Origin of the sequence: Salmonirosea aquatica (assembly GCF_009296315.1) — a bacterium.
GTDB classification, from domain to species: Bacteria; Bacteroidota; Bacteroidia; order Cytophagales; family Spirosomataceae; genus Salmonirosea; species Salmonirosea aquatica.
In genome coordinates, this window is the sequence record NZ_WHLY01000002.1 from 2,320,905 (window position 1) to 2,337,810 (window position 16,906).

Genomic DNA, 16,906 nt, shown 5'->3' on the forward strand with positions numbered 1-16,906 from the left:
CGAACGAATTCTTTGCTATGGGTACCTTGCTTATATTCCTCTTCATTTTCGGGCTATTTGCATGGGGAATCTGGCGGCTCCTGCGCCTTACCCGCGATACGGTTGGTGGGAATTCGCCGCTCAAAGTCCGGCGCGTGTACCAGGTTTCGAAGCGGGGATACTTTATGGGTTTTTACGGAATAATGGGCTTTATATCCATAGCGCAGGGAATAGCCTTCCTACTTGTGATTGATTATATGGGTACCCCCTTCTACTGATCTTGTCCATCCATTATTCTTCCATTTCCTGCTATTCCTGATTTTCACGGGTAGTACAGGTTTAGGCGTTTTGGCCTTCTCCCTGCTTCTCAACCACTGGCCTTACGTCCGAGGCGTCAGCATCACCACCAACCCCATCGATCATTCGCTCGAAATAAGACTTCGTGATCGGTCCCTGACATTGCGGGAAGGCGATATAGAAAGAATTGAGGCAGTGGTCCATAAAGCAAGATTAGGTTTGTCTTATCGAATTTACTACCTCACCAATGGCGACCGATTTCTGTTAGCGGAGAGCGTACGTTGGGATATAATCGACGAATACTTCCCCAAAATTCCATTTTCAGCCAGCTACTCCTACTTTGGTTTCATCAAAAAAGGATTGTTACCTTAATTTTTCCGAACTTTGCAGCCCGAATTTCGCTTCATACTAAGCGATTTACATAAAAAGCATCCGGCCTGGGGCTTATCGCCTGCGGCATACTTATGAAAACCAAAGGAATACGTACTAATAAAGTCAACATTGTCACGCTGGGTTGCTCCAAAAACCTGGTGGACTCGGAAGTACTTTACACCCAATTGAAAGGCAACGGCTACAACGTGGCACACGAATCCAAAAAAGACGATGCGCAGATCGTGGTCATCAATACCTGCGGCTTCATCGATGGAGCTAAGGAAGAATCCATCGACACTATCCTGCGCTACGCCGACGCCAAAGCAGCGGGTGTAGTGGATAAAGTGTACGTGACGGGCTGCCTGTCGCACCGCTACAAGGACGAACTGGCCCTGGAAATTCCGACGGTAGATGCTTGGTTCGGTACCAACGAGCTACCCCGCCTGCTCAAAACCCTGAAAGCCGACTATAAGCATGAATTGGTCGGTGAGCGGCTACTCACCACGCCCACGCACTACGCCTACCTCAAAATTGCCGAGGGCTGTGACCGCCCGTGCAGTTTTTGTGCCATTCCGCTCATGCGCGGCGGCCATGTGTCAAGGCCCATCGAAGAATTAGTGACCGAAGCAAAGTCATTGGCCCGACGGGGTACCAAAGAACTGATTCTCATCGCCCAGGACCTGACTTATTACGGACTTGATATTTATAAGAAAAGGAACTTATCTGACCTCCTCGCCCGGCTGTCAGATGTGGAAGGTATTGAGTGGATCCGGCTGCAATATGCATACCCGGCGGGTTTTCCGATGGATATATTGGATGTGATGCAGGAGCGGAGCAATATCTGCAAGTACCTCGACATGCCCTTGCAATCGGGCTCGACGGAAATTCTGAAAGCCATGCGGCGCGGCATTACCCGCGAGAAAACCGAAGCGCTGATCGAAACCATCCGCGAGAAGGTACCCGGTATCGCGCTTCGCACTACGCTCATCGTGGGCCATCCCGGTGAAACGGAAGCACTTTTTGACGAAACCTACGACTTTGTGGAAAAAATGCGCTTTGACCGGTTGGGTGCTTTCCAGTACTCTCACGAGGACAATACGCACTCGCATACCATGCCCGACGATGTACCCGCCGAAATCAAGCAGGAACGCGCCGATGCCCTCATGGAACTACAGCAGGGTATTTCGTGGGAATTGAACCAAGAGAAAATCGGACAAACCCACAAGGTACTCTTTGACCGTAAGGAAGGTGGCTATTTCATTGGCCGTACTCAGTTTGATTCACCCGAGGTGGATAATGAGGTATTGGTACCTGCCCAACACTATGTGCGTCTGGGTGATTATGCCCGGGTTCAGATCACATCCGCAGAGGAATTTGATTTGTATGGTAATGTAGTGAGCTAGGGTTGGCAGTTTAGGCGTTGTTTTTAATTTTGCAGAATCTTTTTCAACTATCATCTTTATAATCACCTAAGTGTTACAACGCGTACAATCCATATTTCTGGCGATCGTGGCTATTGCCATGGGTATTTTCGTTGCTTTCCCTCTTTGGCATAAAGTTGCGATGGATGGTATACAGGAAGCCTCTATGACGGCCCTGTACCTTACTCTCAAAATAAATGCTACCCAATCCGAGGTGCAGCCTGTATTCTATCTGGCAGGGATGGCTATTCTGGTCGTAGCGGTTGCGCTCTTTTCCATCTTCAAATTCCGCAACCGCCTGCTGCAATCCGCCCTATGCGCAGTCAATTCAATCCTGATGACGGTCATTCTGGCTACAGTGGTGTACCAGACTTTTTACAAAGCCGCCAAACTCTTCGATCCCACGGAAACGGGAGACTATCTGGTTGGTTTCTACGCGTTGATTGTGGCTATGCTGTCCAATGTACTGGCAAATCGGTTTATCCGCCGCGACGAGCGCCTAGTGAAGGAGTCGAACCGGATGCGTTGACATTTGGTTAGATCAATCCTTCTTTTAACAAATCGTGCAGGTGTACAAAGCCAAGCAGTTGGTCTTCATCTACCACCACGAGCTGTGTGATGCTGCGTGCCTGCATAAGTTGTAGAGCGTTTACGGCGTATTCGTCCGGAGCGATACCAATGGGAGCTACCGTCATAATGTCGCGGGCGCTGAGGTGCAACAGTTCGGTTTCTTGGTGTTGATTAAGCATTCGCCTCAAATCTCCATCTGTAACAATCCCCACCAGTTTTTGTGAAGAATCCAGAACAGCCGTGGCGCCCAGGCGTTTAGACGTAATTTCCAGAATCACCTCTTTAAGATTGGCCGTCTGGGGTACTGTAGGCAGGGCGTTGTGTGGGTAGAGATCGCTTACCCGCAGATATAGTTTTTTGCCCAGGGTACCCCCGGATGATACCGGGCGAAATCCTGCCGCGTAAATCCTCGTGCTTCGAGTAGACAAATAGCCAAAGCGTCGCCCAAGGCCAGGCAGACGGTCGTACTGGTGGTAGGAGCAAGATTTAGCGGGTCAGCCTCATAAGGCGCATAAGCATGTAAAATAAAGTCGGCGTTACGTCCCAAAAACGAATCTTTATTACTGACCATCGCGATCAGCGTTACGCCCGTTTGTTTCAGCAGGGGCACCAGTACCTTCACCTCGGGGGTATCACCACTTTTGGAAATCGCGATGACTACATCGTCGGGCTGAATCATGCCCAAGTCGCCATGAATGGCATCGGCGGCATGCATGAACAGGGCCGGGGTACCCGTCGAATTGAGGGTAGCTACGATTTTCTGACCAATGATGGCGCTCTTGCCGATACCCGTAATCACCACACGTCCGCCCGCCCGCAGAATAGTCTCGACGCAGTGTTCAAAAGAGTCATCGATGCGTTCAGCGAGTTGCTGAATGGCTTCGGCTTCCTGGACCAGCACATCTTTTGCGATGGACTGAATATTTTTTACTAATTTCAAATTTGAATCCTTGTTTTGGAATTGCTATTTTTAAAACTGGGAAGCAGACAAGCCCGGTTTTATGTGAAGTCGGCGCTTGCTCAAATCAATCGAAAAGCCCTTCCTTACCAACGAACAAAGATAAAGAACTTTGGAATAACCCATTTGTGACACGAATATGATACAGCAGGTCGATAGAGCCATATTGGACACCCTAAAAGAAAGATTAAAAGACATTTTCGGATATAGCCAGTTCCGGGGTGATCAGGAAGTAATTATCCAGAATATCCTCAGCCGGAAAAACACCTTCGTCATTATGCCCACGGGCGCTGGAAAGTCCCTGTGCTATCAACTGCCGGCGCTGGTCACCGACGGCATGGCCATTGTCATTTCGCCGCTGATCGCCCTGATGAAGAACCAGGTAGATCAACTCAATGCCTTCGGTATTAACGCGCAGTTTCTTAACTCGACACTTACGAAGGCCGAAATCAACCGGGTGAAGCGCGATGCCCTCGATGGTAGCCTGAAACTTCTTTATATCGCCCCTGAATCACTCACCAAGGAAGAAAACCTTGATTTTCTACAAAAGACCAATCTGTCCTTTGTAGCCATCGACGAAGCGCATTGTATTTCCGAATGGGGACACGACTTCCGGCCGGAGTACCGGCGCATCCACGGTATTATTGACAATATCGGCGATCTGCCTATTATCGCCCTCACCGCTACCGCTACGCCCAAGGTACAGCAGGACATTCGCAAAAACCTGCAAATGGAAGAAGCTGAAACCTACAAGTCTTCTTTCAACCGTAAGAATCTCTACTATGAGATCCGCTCCAAAAACGACGCCAAGAAGCAGCTGATCCGGTATGTTCGCAACAACAAGGGGAAGTCAGGCATCGTGTATTGCCTGAGTCGCAAAACGGTCGAGGAGATTGCGCAGCTATTGAGTGTGAACGATGTGAAGGCACTTCCTTACCACGCCGGGCTGGACTCCAATACCCGTATGGCCAATCAGGACGCTTTTTTGAATGAAGAAGCCGATGTCATTGTGGCCACGATTGCTTTTGGCATGGGCATTGACAAGCCCGACGTACGGTTTGTGATACACTATGATGTACCTAAGTCGCTGGAGGGCTACTACCAGGAAACGGGCCGTGCCGGACGTGATGGGCTGGAGGGCAACTGTCTGATGTTTTATAGCTACGAGGACATTCAGAAGCTGGAAAAATTCAATAAGGACAAATCCGTTACCGAACGCGACAATGCCCGCCATTTATTGGGTGAAATGGTAGCTTATGCCAACCTGGGTGTGTGCCGCCGTCGGCAATTGCTGAGTTATTTCGGCGAGTACATGGACCATGACTGCGGTTTTTGTGACAACTGCGTGAAACCTACTGAAAGGCATAAGGTACAGGACGAAGTAGTGCTGGCCCTACGGGCAGTCACGCTAACCGACGAGCGTTTTGACGGTGAGCATATCGCCGATCTGTTAACGGCTACGGAAAATCAGTATGTGCGCAGCTATGAGCACGATAAGCTGGATGTATACGGTAAGGGAGTGGAATATAATGAGTCGGTTGACTATTGGATATCCCTGCTCCGGCAATTGGTGATTTTTGACTACCTGGAAAAAGATGTCGAAAATTATGGTGTTCTGAAACTTTCCGAAAAGGGTAGCAACTACCTCAAAGACCCCTATCCTGTCACGATTCATGCGGATCACAACTACGCTGAAGAAGACACCAAGACTGATGATGATGAATCCAGTAATAACGGATCGGGTGGTAACGCGCATGCTTATGACGATGCCTTACTGGGATTACTGAAGGCACTCCGTAAAAAGGTAGCCAAAGAGAAAAACCTGCCGCCCTACGTTATTTTTCAGGACCCATCCCTGGAAGAAATGGCGACCACCTACCCGACCACGCAGCAGGAAATGGCCCAGATCAATGGGGTGGGAATGGGGAAAGTCCAAAAATTTGGTCGGCAATTCCTTGAGACGATCAATCGCTATGTAGAGGAAAACGATATAGAAACCGCCAAGGACGTGGTCATTAAGTCCATGGTGAATAAGTCAAAAATAAAAATATACATTATTCAGCAAGTGGATCGGAAGGTAGATCTTGAAGAGATTGCCGAAGTTAAAGGACTCGGGATGGAAGATTTGATTGAAGAGATCGAGCACATCTGCTATTCGGGTACCAAGCTCAATCTTGATTACTACATCAACCAGATCATGGACCGCGATCGACAACAGGATATTTATGACTATTTCATGACCGCCGAAACCGACAACATCGCCGTAGCGCTGGAAGAATTCGCCCAGGATGATATTACAGAAGAAGAACTTCGTCTCATGCGGATCAAGTTTCTCTCCGAACTAGCCAATTAAATTACATTATCCCTACAAAAGGGCTCCATAAGCCCATGGAGCCCGGTCACGATTACAACTCTATGAATATACTTATACTGGGTTCTGGGGGACGGGAGCATGCCTTTGCCTGGAAAATGGCTCAGAGTCCTCTTTGTGATGAATTGTTTGTGGCACCCGGCAATGCGGGCACAGCGTCAGTGGCTACTAATCTCGAAATTTCCTACAATGATTTTGAAGCAATAGCCGCCCTGATTACGGAGAAGCGCATCGAACTAGTCGTTGTGGGTCCGGAAGAACCTCTGGTAAAAGGAATCATTGATTTTCTACAAAATCGACCCGAACTGAAGCACGTACGACTGATTGGACCGGATCAGGCAGGTGCTCAGTTGGAAGGTAGCAAAGACTTTTCCAAAAACTTCATGCAAAAATACGGCATTCCCACCGCAGGGTACCGTACGTTTACGGCCGCTACGGTGGAGGAAGGCATGGCCTACCTACAATCACACACCATGCCTGTCGTTCTTAAGGCGGATGGACTGGCCGCAGGCAAGGGTGTCATCATTTCCGAAACAGTGCAGGAGGCGCAGGAAAGCCTGCGTGAAATATTACAGGATGGAAAGTTTGGCGATGCGGGCAGCAAGGTGGTGGTCGAGCAATTCCTGAAAGGAATTGAACTGTCGGTGTTCGTCCTGACCGACGGCGAGCATTACAAAATCCTGCCCGAAGCCAAGGATTACAAACGCATTGGGGAGAACGATACCGGCCTTAATACAGGCGGTATGGGTGCCGTCTCGCCCGTAATATTTGCTGATAGCAATTTTTTGCGGAAGGTAGAAGAGAAAGTAGTGAAGCCCACCCTGCAAGGGCTTCGCCAGGAAGGCATAAAATACGTAGGCTTCATTTTCATCGGTTTGATGAATGTCAAGAGTGAGCCCTATGTAATCGAATATAATGTTCGCATGGGCGATCCCGAAACCGAAGTGGTGCTCCCACGCATTCAGTCGGATTTGGTGACGCTGCTGACGGCCACGGCCAAGGGTACCCTGCAGGATACGCCCATGAGCATTTCGCCGCAGGTGGCCGTCACAACGGTGGTGGTGTCGGGAGGCTATCCCGGCGACTACGAAAAAGGCAAGGTAATTGCCGATACAGACAAGACCGAAGATGTGGTGGTGTTTCACGCCGGAACCGCATTCAACGGCAACACGGAGGTCGTTACCAACGGTGGAAGAGTATTGGTCCTGACGGGTATCGCCAATTCGTTGGAAAACGCCGTTCATAAATCACAACGAGCGGCCCATACGGTGCAATTTGAAGGAAAATACTACCGCCATGATATCGGCCTCGATTTACTTCGTTTTAAAGATTGAGGAAAGAGATTATGGGATGCATATCATGTTCATCGGGTGGCTGTGGCACGAGTGGCGCAGTAGCCGGATGTGGAAGTAACGGCAGCTGCGGAACAGGCGGCTGCAACAAAATGAACGTATTCGACTGGCTGAGCGATATGGATATTCCTGTGGCGCAGCGGTTTGACGTACTGGAAGTAAAATTCAAAGGGGGACGCAAGGAATATTTCCGCAACGTCAATCAGCTTGACCTTACTACCGGCGATTTCGTGGTCTGTGAGATGCAATCAGGCTACCATATCGGCATGGTTTCGCTACAGGGTGAGCTGGTACGCCTACAGATGAAGCGCAAGAAAGTACTGGTCAATGATGATCTGAAGGTGATCTACCGGGTAGCGAATGAGAAGGATCTCGAAAAACACACGCAGACTATCGCCCGTGACCTACCCGTGATGTACCGAAGCCGCGAGATTATCCGCGAGCTGAAATTAAATATGAAGTTGTCGGACGTAGAATTCCAGTCGGACAACACCAAGGCTACCTTTTACTACTCCTCCGAGGAGCGCGTGGATTTCCGGGAGTTGATCAAACTACTGGCTTCTGAATTCAGAGTACGGGTTGAGATGCGACAAATCAGCCTGCGGCAGGAGGCCAGCCGCCTGGGTGGCCTGGGTTCCTGTGGACGCGAGCTTTGCTGCTCTACCTGGCTCACCGATTTCAAAAGCATTTCTACCTCAGCGGCCCGGTACCAGAATTTGTCACTCAATCCGTCGAAGCTTTCCGGACAGTGTGGTCGGCTGAAATGTTGTCTCAATTATGAATTGGAGACCTACATGGATGCTCTCAGCGATATTCCGTCCGTAAATGCGCCACTCAAGACCAAGAAAGGCAACGCCTTTCTACAAAAGACGGATATTTTCAAGCGGATTATGTATTTCGGCTTCGAGAAGGACAACAACTGGTACCCCGTAGCCGTGGACAAAGTGCGGGAAATCCTGGACATGAACAAAAAAGGGATTGTACCCGAATCACTGGAAATCATGTTGATGCCGGAGATGGCACTGGCGCAGGAACGTAAGGAAGCCGGCTCGCTCAATACCGATCTGGAAAGTCTGGATCGTAAGTACAGCGAGTCACCACAAAAGAAAAAGAAGAAGAAAAACCGCAACAACCGGAATAAGAACCGGAATCAATCGCCTAAAGCGGAAAAATCATGAAGTAAAGAAATAAAAGTAGGGGCGTGTTGCGAGAAAGAGGCTGTTCGGTTCGGGCAGCCTCTTTTACAACCACATGGTAGCAAACGCCTTCCTTCAAGTGTATAAAAAAGACAGGAAGTGAACCCTCAACTCGAAAAACTGTACCACCTGGCGGGAAGCTCCACCCGGCGGATCATTGGACTCATGTCGGGTACCTCCCTCGATGGTCTGGACATAGCGCTATGCCGTATCACGGGTAGCGGCCTGACCAGCGAGCTAAGTGTCGAGCAGTTCGCTACGGTACCTTATAGCGAGGATTTTCGAGATGAAATACGATCCGTCTTTGCCAGGAAAGAAATTGATTTCCAACAGCTATGTCTCCTGAATCCTTATATCGGGATTCGGCATGGGCACATGGTACTCGACTGTTTGCAAACCTGGAATATTCCTGCCCAAGATATCGACCTGATTGCTAGCCATGGTCAAACGGTGTATCATGCACCCAAAAAACAGCATGGCTTGACTCGGTTCCCTAATGGTACCTTGCAAATCGGTGATGGCGATCATATAGCCGTTACGACGGGCATCATCACCATCAGCGATTTCCGGCAAAAGCACGTTGCGGCGGGCGGTGAGGGGGCTCCCGTGGCCGTGTACGGTGATTATCTTTTATTTTCTAAAAAAGGAGAAAACAGGATTCTGCTGAATATGGGCGGTATCGCCAATTTCACCTACCTATCCGGGTCACAGGATGCCCGTGAAGTTTTTACAACCGATACGGGCCCCGGTAACATCCTGTTGGATGCCTTCACCCGGTTATATTTTCACAAACCTTTCGACGAGAATGGAACACTGGCCGCTGCAGGTACCCCCCACGAAAGTTTGCTTCATGCCCTGAAAGATCACGCTTTTTTTACATCGGATTTTCCCAAAACCACCGGACCGGAGGTTTTCAATATCGAATATGTGCGACGGGCCCAGCAACAAAGTAGTACCGAAACAATCGAACCCAGGGACCTGCTTGCTACCCTCACCCGGTTTAGTGCCGATACAATTGCGGATGCCATCAAAAAAACAATTCATCTAGATCAATATCATACCCTGTATGTCAGTGGTGGGGGCGCGCACAACCGGGCTTTGATGGGGGAGATCCAACGTCAGGTACCTGATTTCAAGATACTACCTATGCAGGAGCTAGGGGTAGCGGGGGATGCCAAGGAGGCGGTACTTTTTGCTCTACTGGCCAATGAAACTGTGGCCGGAGGAGCGGTTGATTTTGGTGGGCGGCAGGGGGTACCCAGCATTACGATGGGGAAAATCTCGTTCCCGGGATAAATGTCATTGATAGAAACAAATAATAGAGCAAAGGTACCAACGTGTGTAAGAAGCATCAGCCCTCTGGGTGATTCATGATTCAACATCTTCAAATGAAATGAGTAATCCATTATCCTTATATAGATACCTGCCATCTTCTTTCAACCAAAACGATTCCACGACTACTCAAACCAACAATTCAGCGTTAAATGTACGATATCATCATCATCGGCGGCGGCATCGTCGGACTTGCCACTGCCCTGCAATTGAAAGAGCAACGGCCCCAGCTGAAAGTGCTCGTACTGGAAAAAGAGAAACGGGTGGCCGAGCATCAGACCGGCCACAATAGCGGCGTCATTCATTCGGGGCTTTACTACAAGCCGGGCAGCCTGAAGGCCACCAACTGCATTCGGGGCTACCGGATGTTGCTGGATTTTTGCGACCGTGAGGGCATTCATTATGACTTGTGCGGGAAAATTGTCGTGGCTACGCGTCCCGAGGAGGTACCTATTCTTAATGGCCTGCATGAGCGCGGCCTGCAGAATGGTCTGGTGGAAAACCGCAAAATTACCTTGGAGGAAATGCGGGAAATCGAGCCCCACGTGCGGGGCCTGGAAGGAATATGGGTACCCTACACCGGCATCATCGACTACAAGGCTGTATCGGAAAAATATGCGAAGCGAATCAGGGAATTGGGCGGTGAAATCCGGTTGGGCGAGAAGGTTGTCCAGGTACATGCTACCGATGGACGTTCGCAGATCAGCACCGAAAAGGGTGGAGAATATAAGGCAAAACTTATTATCAACTGTGCCGGCCTATACTCCGACAAAGTAGCTCAACTCACGCAGGAAGACTCCATGAAGGTACGTATCATTCCTTTCCGGGGTGAATACTACAAGCTGAAAGCGGAGAAAGAGCATCTGGTCAAAAACCTCATTTATCCCGTTCCCGACCCCAACTTTCCCTTTCTGGGCGTTCATTTTACGCGCATGATCGAAGGCGGCGTGGAGGCGGGCCCTAATGCTGTGCTGGCCTTCCGGCGCGAAGGATACGGCAAGCTAGATATTGATTTTAAAGAATTCATCGAAACGCTGGCCTGGCCCGGCTTTCGGAAAGTCGCGGCCAAATACTGGCAAACGGGGCTAGGTGAAATGTACCGCTCGTTTTCCAAAGCCGCTTTTACTAAAGCATTACAGGAGCTCATTCCCGAGATCCAGGCTGAGGACCTTGAACCTGGCGGCGCGGGCGTCCGAGCCCAAGCCTGCGACTACGACGGCGGACTGCTCGACGATTTCGCCATTCTGGAAAGTACCACAGCCATCAACGTAATCAACGCCCCGTCGCCAGCGGCTACCTCGTCGCTTTCCATTGGGCAGACGGTATCAGAACGGGCATTGGCGCGGTTGTGAGAGTATTTTCTATTTGTGTAGGTAATGGCAATTTTTCTAATGATCCAATTATAACCATCAAATTCATGAAGTATTTTATAGGGCTGATTTGTCTGTTTGCTCCCGCCTACGCCCAAACTCACCACGACTACCAGATCGCCTTCCCAAATGCCGTTCACCACGAGGCAGAGGTGTCAGCCACCTTCAAAGGACTGGAAGATAAGGTACTCGAACTACGCATGAGCCGTACCTCGCCGGGCCGATACGCCATCCATGAGTTTGCCAAGAATGTTTATAACGTCAAGGCCACCGATGAAAACGGCCAAGTACTGTCCGTAACCCGGCCCAACCCCTATCAGTGGAATGTGAGCGGCCACCACGGTACCGTCAAGCTTTCCTATACGCTCTTTGCCAATCGGGGCGATGGTACCTACTCACAAGTAGACGAAACTCACGCGCACCTCAACATCCCGGCTACGTTCATGTACCCTCCGCAATATCCAAATCGGCCTATTAGGGTTCATGTCAAAGTTCGCGACGACCTGAACTGGAAGGTAGCGACGCAACTCAAAGACTTAGGCAACAATACCTACCTGGCGCCTGATTTAGATTATTTCATGGATAGTCCTACTGAAATCAGCAACTTTCAAATTCGGGAATTTATAGAAACCTCCAATGGCAAACCCTATACGATCCGCTTTGCACTGCACCACACAGGAACCGAAGCAGAATTGGATACCTACATGGAAAGTGTAAAGAAGATCGTTAGGCAGGAAAAAGCCGTGTACGGCGAGTTGCCCGATTACGACTTTGGCCAATATACCTTCCTGGCCTGCTACCTGGGCCATGTGTCAGGCGATGGCATGGAACACCGTAATTCCACAGTGCTCACCAGCACCCGGAGCTTGGAGGCAGGAGGTCTGAAGGGCAATGCCGGCACGATTTCCCACGAATTTTTCCACTGCTGGAATGTCGAGCGTATCCGCCCCAAATCCCTGCAGCCCTTTGACTACACTGAAGCCAATATGTCGGGGGAGCTGTGGTTTGCCGAAGGTTTCACACAATATTATACCAGTCTGATCCTTTGCCGGGCGGGTTTGATTACTCCTCAGGAATACGTGGAAGGACTGGCGGGTAGCCTCAATTACGTCTGGAATTCGCCCGCTCATAAGTATTTTACACCCATCGAGATGAGCTACCAGGCACCCTTCGTAGATGCAGCCACCTCGCTCGATCCCGTCAATCGGGAAAATACCTTTATCTCGTACTATACCTACGGCAGTGTACTGGGCCTGGCGCTAGACCTATCCTTACGAAAGTTGGATAAAGGCCTTTCGCTGGATGGTTTCATGCAGGCAGTATGGCTCGCCTATGGTAGGGGCGAGGTACCTTACACAGTCCGGGATCTTGAATTGGCCCTCAGCAGCTATGCCGGGGAAAACTTCGCCCAAGACTTTTTTGGCTCTTATATTTTTAAATCACAGATGCCGGACTACCAGAAATTACTGGCAGACTTCGGGGTAAATCTCAATAAAGCTAATCCCAAAACGGCCAGTTTGGGAGCTTATCTGGTTATCCGCGATGGAGCCGCCCTGGTAGCCTCCAATCCGATCGAAGGTGGCGCCGCCTATCTGGCAGGCCTGGCGCAGGGCGATCGGATCTTATCGCTTGGCTATAAGCCCGTTGGCAATGATACAGACACCCAAAAATTATTGGCCGAGTTTAAGGTAGGCGAAACCGTTGAGGTTATTTTCGAGCGATTTGGAAAAAAGCAGAAATCAGCCGTCACTTTTCAGAGTGACCCATCGTATTCTACTACGCTGAAAACGGAGGTACCGGCCAAAGCTCAGAAAATGCAACAGGAATGGCTGGGAGGCAAATAATAGCAGCGGATTTGCCTGCGTGAGCTTCTCTGCCGTCGCCTTTATCGCTGGATATCGAAACATTAATTTCTTACACTGCCTTGTAATTCAAAATGTTAAACTCTATATTTGCAGTCCCATTTTCAGGTGGGACAGGCATTTTATTGTGTAAAATACTGAATATCAATTATAAAACTTTTTGTTAATCGTGGATACGTTAAGCTACAAAACCATCTCGGCGAACAAAAACACAGTCAAAAAGGAGTGGATCGTGGTGGATGCCAAGGATGTGGTACTGGGCCGTTTGGCCAGTGAAGTAGCCAAAATCATCCGGGGTAAGCACAAACCCGACTTCACCCCGCACGTTGATTGTGGTGATAACGTGATCGTTATCAACGCCGATAAAATCAAACTGACCGGAAAGAAAATGACCGACAAGGTCTATGTTCGGCATACAGGCTATCCAGGCGGACAGCGTTTTCAAACGCCACGCGAATTGTTGGCCAAGCACCCCGAGCGCATCGTCGAGAAGGCCGTCCGGGGCATGCTGCCCAAGAGCCGTTTGGGTCGTCGCTTGTTCACCAATTTGTTTGTGTACGCTGGCGCTGAACACAAGCATGAAGCTCAGCAGCCCAAGCAAGTCAAATTTAATTTGTAAGCCAACAGCACATGGAAGTTATCAACACAATCGGTAGAAGAAAAACCGCCGTGGCGCGGATTTACATGACGCCCGGAAATGGAGAAATTAAGGTCAATGGCCGCGACTACAAAGAATATTTCCCCTTTGAAGTTCACCAGATCATTCTCCAGCAACCTTTCACGACGCTTAACGCGACGGGAACCTACAACCTCAAAGTGAACGTACGCGGTGGCGGCGTGACCGGACAGGCCGAAGCGACCCGCATGGCGATTGCCCGGGCATTGGTTGAGAATAGCGCAGAAAACCGTCCCGCTTTGAAGAAAGAAGGATTCCTTACCCGCGATCCTCGTATGGTCGAGCGTAAGAAATACGGACGTCGGAAAGCTCGCCGGAAGTTCCAGTTCTCGAAGCGTTAATATCTGGCCCATGGCTTATAGCAGCTGGCTGGTAGCTTTTTAGAAATGCGCAGACAGTCCTAGTGCTTCTTAGTATTTTTAAGAAACCCAATAGCCAGTAGCTGATAAATGTCCAGACAGTACTTATCGTGCCCGATGTGCTGTGCTGCGTAATTTTTATTTTTTTATACTCATATTTATTTAATCAGAAATGGCACAAATAGAATATAAGGATTTGCTGGATGCAGGTGTGCATTTTGGCCACCTTACCCGCAAGTGGGATCCCCGCATGGCCCCGTACATTTTCATGGAAAAGAACGGCATCCATATTGTGGATCTGAACAAAACCCTGAGTTGCCTGGATCAGGCCGAGAACGCTATCAAGCAAATTGTCCGGTCCGGTCGTAAGATCATGTTCGTGGCAACTAAGAAGCAGGCCCAGGAAATTGTGACCGAAGAGGCCAAGCGCCTGAAAATGCCCTACGTCACTGATCGTTGGTTAGGGGGTATGCTCACCAACTTCGGTACGATTCGCAAATCACTTAAGAAGCTACAGACGCTCGACAAGATGCTTAGCGACGAAGCTACGGTGAATAATATTGCGAAGCGCGAGCGGCTTATGCTGAGCCGTGAGCAGGAAAAACTGAACAGAGTGTTAGGTGGTGTAGCTGACCTGACGCGCCTGCCAGCTGCCTTGTTTGTGGTAGATGTAAAGCGTGAGCATATTGCCGTATCCGAGGCCCAGCGATTGAATATTCCGGTGTTTGCGATCTGTGACACCAACTCAAATCCTGACCTGGTGGATTTCCCGATTCCGGGTAATGACGACGCCTATAAGTCGATCTCCCTGCTTACGCTAGCTGTAGGCAAGGCCATCGAAGAAGGTCTAATGGAGCGCAAGCAAGATAAGGACGATCAGCGGTTGGCCGAAGAAGAAGAAGCCAAGCGTCAGAGCGACCTGCGGAACGAGACTGAAAGTGACGAAGAAACCAAGGCTGCTGCTCCCAAAGCAGTTGTTGAGGAGAGCGACGAAGAGTAAACCGTCCGGCACCGGGTACCACCACGTGGAGTACGGTTCAGCACCAGCTATTCTTAGGAAAATCTGAATATAGATGAGTAGCCCGTAGCCTCCCGCTATGGGCTACTGTATTATTAAAATACCAGTAACGTTACTAGAGGTACCTTTACCAAAATTTTGACCAACAAATAACAAACATTAATCGAAAAAGAAGACCATGGCAATAACTGCGCAAGATGTAAACAAACTTCGCCAAATGACTGGCGCCGGCATGATGGATTGTAAAAAAGCCCTCACTGAAGCCGATGGCGATTTTGACAAAGCAGTAGATGTTCTGCGTAAGCAGGGACAAAAAGTAGCCGCCAAACGGGCCGACAATGCTACTTCGGAAGGTACGGTATTAGTACAAATCAGCGAGAACGGAAAGAATGGTAAACTAATAGCACTGGCTTGCGAAACCGAGCCGGTTTCTAACGTAGAAGATTTCAAAAACCTGGCTCAGGCTATTCTGGATACAGCCGTAGCTACCGATGCCGCTGATAAAGAAACACTTCTGGCCACAACGGCGGAAGATGGTCGCCCGTTGAGTGAGCACATCGTGGACCTGGTGGGTAAATTGGGTGAGAAACTCGATGTTGTGGCCTACGAAAACATATCGGCTGAGGAAGTGGTGTCTTACATTCATTCCAACGGTAAGTTGGGAGTACTGGTAGGTTTCGAGGGTGTTAACGGTACTGACGTAACCGATTTAGGCAAGGATGTGGCCATGCAGATTGCGGCTATGAAACCTGTGGCCCTGGACAAGGACGGCGTAGATGCTGCTACCATCGAACGTGAAATCGAGGTAGGTAAGGATCAGGCTCGCGCCGAAGGCAAGCCTGAGGCCATGCTGGAGAAAATCGCCATGGGCAAACTCAACAAGTTCTATCGTGACAATACGCTCCTGAATCAAGACTTCGTAAAGGATTCTTCTTTGACTATCCGCCAGCTCTTGGAAAAAACCGCCAAAGGACTTACAGTGAAAGATTTCAAGCGCGTTGCGATTGGCGCCTAATTCTGATTTATATAATAATTATAGTATCAAGAAGCCCGGCAATTTTAGATTGCCGGGCTTTTTTGTGTTATTTGAAATAATATATAGCAGAAAGTGTACTCAGGGCAAGTTACCTTCCCACCCTATGGACGTCCTAACATTCCAGGATAAAGCAATTGACGTATATAGTGACGAGGAACTCGTTCATCGATTCATCATTACCCAACGCAATTTGTTTTTTGAAGAACTGTACCGACGGTATGCCGATAAGGTATACCGAAAGTGCCTGTCGTTTGTGAAGGATTCTGCCCGGGCAGAGGATTTCACCCATGATATCTTCCTGAAATTGATTCTCAAGCTAGGTACCTATAAGGAAGATGCCCGATTCTCAACCTGGCTGTATTCTATTACCTACAATTATTGTATGGATCAATTGCGGATCAACAAAAAACGTAGCGAGGTATACGCTGAGGAGGAACTGGAAATTCCGGACGATACGAATCTGGATATGGCCTTTGAGGAGCCTGATGTGGAGATACGGCGGTTGAATGAAGCCCTTAACTACCTGCATACCGAAGAAAAAGGAATTCTGATGATGAAATACCAAGATGACCTCAGTATCCGGGAGATTGCACAGGCTTTCCGCATTACAGAAAGCGCGGTCAAGATGCGCCTGCTGCGATCGCGGGAAAAACTCAGGACCAGGTACCTGGAAACCATCGTGTTCTGGGGCTTGCTGTTCGCCAAGCTACTGGAATTGTTACGATACACTAAATAGT

15 protein-coding genes and 1 pseudogene are annotated in these 16,906 nt (G+C 49.4%); 14 read left to right on the plus strand and 2 right to left on the minus strand.

Translation table 11 applies throughout. The features are described 5' to 3' along the window. Positions 1 to 17: 17 nt before the first annotated feature. Positions 18 to 257, plus strand: coding sequence for a hypothetical protein (locus tag GBK04_RS10745; RefSeq protein WP_152759542.1), 240 nt, complete (start codon positions 18 to 20; stop codon positions 255 to 257). 61 nt (positions 258 to 318) lie between these two features. Here the strand turns inward: GBK04_RS10745 and GBK04_RS30515 are convergent, their stop codons facing one another. Beyond that, positions 319 to 480, minus strand: coding sequence for a hypothetical protein (locus GBK04_RS30515; RefSeq protein WP_373330883.1), 162 nt, complete (start codon positions 478 to 480; stop codon positions 319 to 321). A gap of 260 nt (positions 481 to 740) precedes the next feature. Between GBK04_RS30515 and rimO the strand changes: the two genes are divergently transcribed. Together rimO and GBK04_RS10755 are read left to right on the plus strand one after the other, a co-directional pair. Then, positions 741 to 2,051: a 30S ribosomal protein S12 methylthiotransferase RimO gene (gene rimO / locus GBK04_RS10750; RefSeq protein ID WP_152759544.1), complete on the plus strand. Its 1,311-nt coding sequence runs from the start codon at positions 741 to 743 to the stop codon at positions 2,049 to 2,051. Positions 2,052 to 2,121: 70 nt separating this feature from the next. Further along, entirely contained in the window at positions 2,122 to 2,598 is a 477-nt protein-coding gene (locus GBK04_RS10755) for a DUF4293 domain-containing protein (RefSeq protein WP_373330884.1), read from the plus strand. Between the two features lie 7 nt (positions 2,599 to 2,605). Here GBK04_RS10755 and GBK04_RS10760 read toward each other — a convergent pair. Next, positions 2,606 to 3,579 (minus strand): annotated as a pseudogene (locus tag GBK04_RS10760) (KpsF/GutQ family sugar-phosphate isomerase). A 157-nt stretch (positions 3,580 to 3,736) separates the two neighbouring features. Between GBK04_RS10760 and recQ the strand changes: the two are divergent. From recQ to GBK04_RS10815, 11 genes are all read left to right on the plus strand, one after another. Beyond that, on the plus strand, positions 3,737 to 5,950 hold the full coding sequence (gene recQ, locus GBK04_RS10765; protein ID WP_152759546.1) for a DNA helicase RecQ: 2,214 nt from the start codon (positions 3,737 to 3,739) through the stop codon (positions 5,948 to 5,950). A 62-nt stretch (positions 5,951 to 6,012) separates the two neighbouring features. After that, the gene (gene purD, locus GBK04_RS10770; protein WP_152759548.1) at positions 6,013 to 7,302 is read left to right on the plus strand and encodes a phosphoribosylamine--glycine ligase; all 1,290 of its coding nucleotides are present in this window, start codon (positions 6,013 to 6,015) and stop codon (positions 7,300 to 7,302) included. A 110-nt stretch (positions 7,303 to 7,412) separates the two neighbouring features. Further along, positions 7,413 to 8,498 (plus strand): PSP1 domain-containing protein, encoded by a 1,086-nt coding sequence (locus GBK04_RS10775; protein WP_373330885.1) that lies wholly within the window; start codon positions 7,413 to 7,415, stop codon positions 8,496 to 8,498. A 117-nt stretch (positions 8,499 to 8,615) separates the two neighbouring features. Beyond that, positions 8,616 to 9,812 (plus strand): anhydro-N-acetylmuramic acid kinase, encoded by a 1,197-nt coding sequence (locus tag GBK04_RS10780; protein WP_373330886.1) that lies wholly within the window; start codon positions 8,616 to 8,618, stop codon positions 9,810 to 9,812. A gap of 188 nt (positions 9,813 to 10,000) precedes the next feature. Continuing rightward, the gene (gene lhgD, locus GBK04_RS10785) at positions 10,001 to 11,200 is read left to right on the plus strand and encodes an L-2-hydroxyglutarate dehydrogenase (protein WP_152759552.1); all 1,200 of its coding nucleotides are present in this window, start codon (positions 10,001 to 10,003) and stop codon (positions 11,198 to 11,200) included. Positions 11,201 to 11,265: 65 nt separating this feature from the next. Next, on the plus strand, positions 11,266 to 13,062 hold the full coding sequence (locus GBK04_RS10790; protein WP_152759553.1) for a M61 family metallopeptidase: 1,797 nt from the start codon (positions 11,266 to 11,268) through the stop codon (positions 13,060 to 13,062). Positions 13,063 to 13,249: 187 nt separating this feature from the next. After that, positions 13,250 to 13,699 carry a 50S ribosomal protein L13 gene (gene rplM / locus GBK04_RS10795; RefSeq protein WP_373330887.1) on the plus strand — a complete coding sequence of 150 codons (450 nt, stop codon included), beginning with the start codon at positions 13,250 to 13,252 and terminating at the stop codon, positions 13,697 to 13,699. 11 nt (positions 13,700 to 13,710) lie between these two features. Then, positions 13,711 to 14,097: a 30S ribosomal protein S9 gene (rpsI, locus tag GBK04_RS10800; protein ID WP_152759557.1), complete on the plus strand. Its 387-nt coding sequence runs from the start codon at positions 13,711 to 13,713 to the stop codon at positions 14,095 to 14,097. A 190-nt stretch (positions 14,098 to 14,287) separates the two neighbouring features. Then, a complete protein-coding gene (rpsB, locus tag GBK04_RS10805; protein WP_152759559.1) occupies positions 14,288 to 15,115 on the plus strand; it encodes a 30S ribosomal protein S2 in 828 nt (275 codons plus the stop codon). Positions 15,116 to 15,311: 196 nt separating this feature from the next. Next, positions 15,312 to 16,148: a translation elongation factor Ts gene (tsf, locus tag GBK04_RS10810; RefSeq protein ID WP_152759561.1), complete on the plus strand. Its 837-nt coding sequence runs from the start codon at positions 15,312 to 15,314 to the stop codon at positions 16,146 to 16,148. A gap of 124 nt (positions 16,149 to 16,272) precedes the next feature. Continuing rightward, positions 16,273 to 16,905: an RNA polymerase sigma factor gene (locus GBK04_RS10815; protein ID WP_152759563.1), complete on the plus strand. Its 633-nt coding sequence runs from the start codon at positions 16,273 to 16,275 to the stop codon at positions 16,903 to 16,905. Position 16,906: the final 1 nt, after the last annotated feature.

What these genes read in the sequence shown, in the direction of transcription:
- recQ (WP_152759546.1), top strand. Translation starts at nt 3,737, where the DNA reads ATGATACAGCAGGTCGATAGAGCCATATTGGACACCCTAAAAGAAAGA.
- GBK04_RS30515 (WP_373330883.1), bottom strand. Translation starts at nt 480, where the DNA reads ATGGACCACTGCCTCAATTCTTTCTATATCGCCTTCCCGCAATGTCAG.
- rpsB (WP_152759559.1), top strand. Translation starts at nt 14,288, where the DNA reads ATGGCACAAATAGAATATAAGGATTTGCTGGATGCAGGTGTGCATTTT.
- purD (WP_152759548.1), top strand. Translation starts at nt 6,013, where the DNA reads ATGAATATACTTATACTGGGTTCTGGGGGACGGGAGCATGCCTTTGCC.
- GBK04_RS10815 (WP_152759563.1), top strand. Translation starts at nt 16,273, where the DNA reads ATGGACGTCCTAACATTCCAGGATAAAGCAATTGACGTATATAGTGAC.
- lhgD (WP_152759552.1), top strand. Translation starts at nt 10,001, where the DNA reads ATGTACGATATCATCATCATCGGCGGCGGCATCGTCGGACTTGCCACT.
- GBK04_RS10775 (WP_373330885.1), top strand. Translation starts at nt 7,413, where the DNA reads ATGAACGTATTCGACTGGCTGAGCGATATGGATATTCCTGTGGCGCAG.
- GBK04_RS10790 (WP_152759553.1), top strand. Translation starts at nt 11,266, where the DNA reads ATGAAGTATTTTATAGGGCTGATTTGTCTGTTTGCTCCCGCCTACGCC.
- rpsI (WP_152759557.1), top strand. Translation starts at nt 13,711, where the DNA reads ATGGAAGTTATCAACACAATCGGTAGAAGAAAAACCGCCGTGGCGCGG.
- tsf (WP_152759561.1), top strand. Translation starts at nt 15,312, where the DNA reads ATGGCAATAACTGCGCAAGATGTAAACAAACTTCGCCAAATGACTGGC.
- rimO (WP_152759544.1), top strand. Translation starts at nt 741, where the DNA reads ATGAAAACCAAAGGAATACGTACTAATAAAGTCAACATTGTCACGCTG.
- GBK04_RS10745 (WP_152759542.1), top strand. Translation starts at nt 18, where the DNA reads ATGGGTACCTTGCTTATATTCCTCTTCATTTTCGGGCTATTTGCATGG.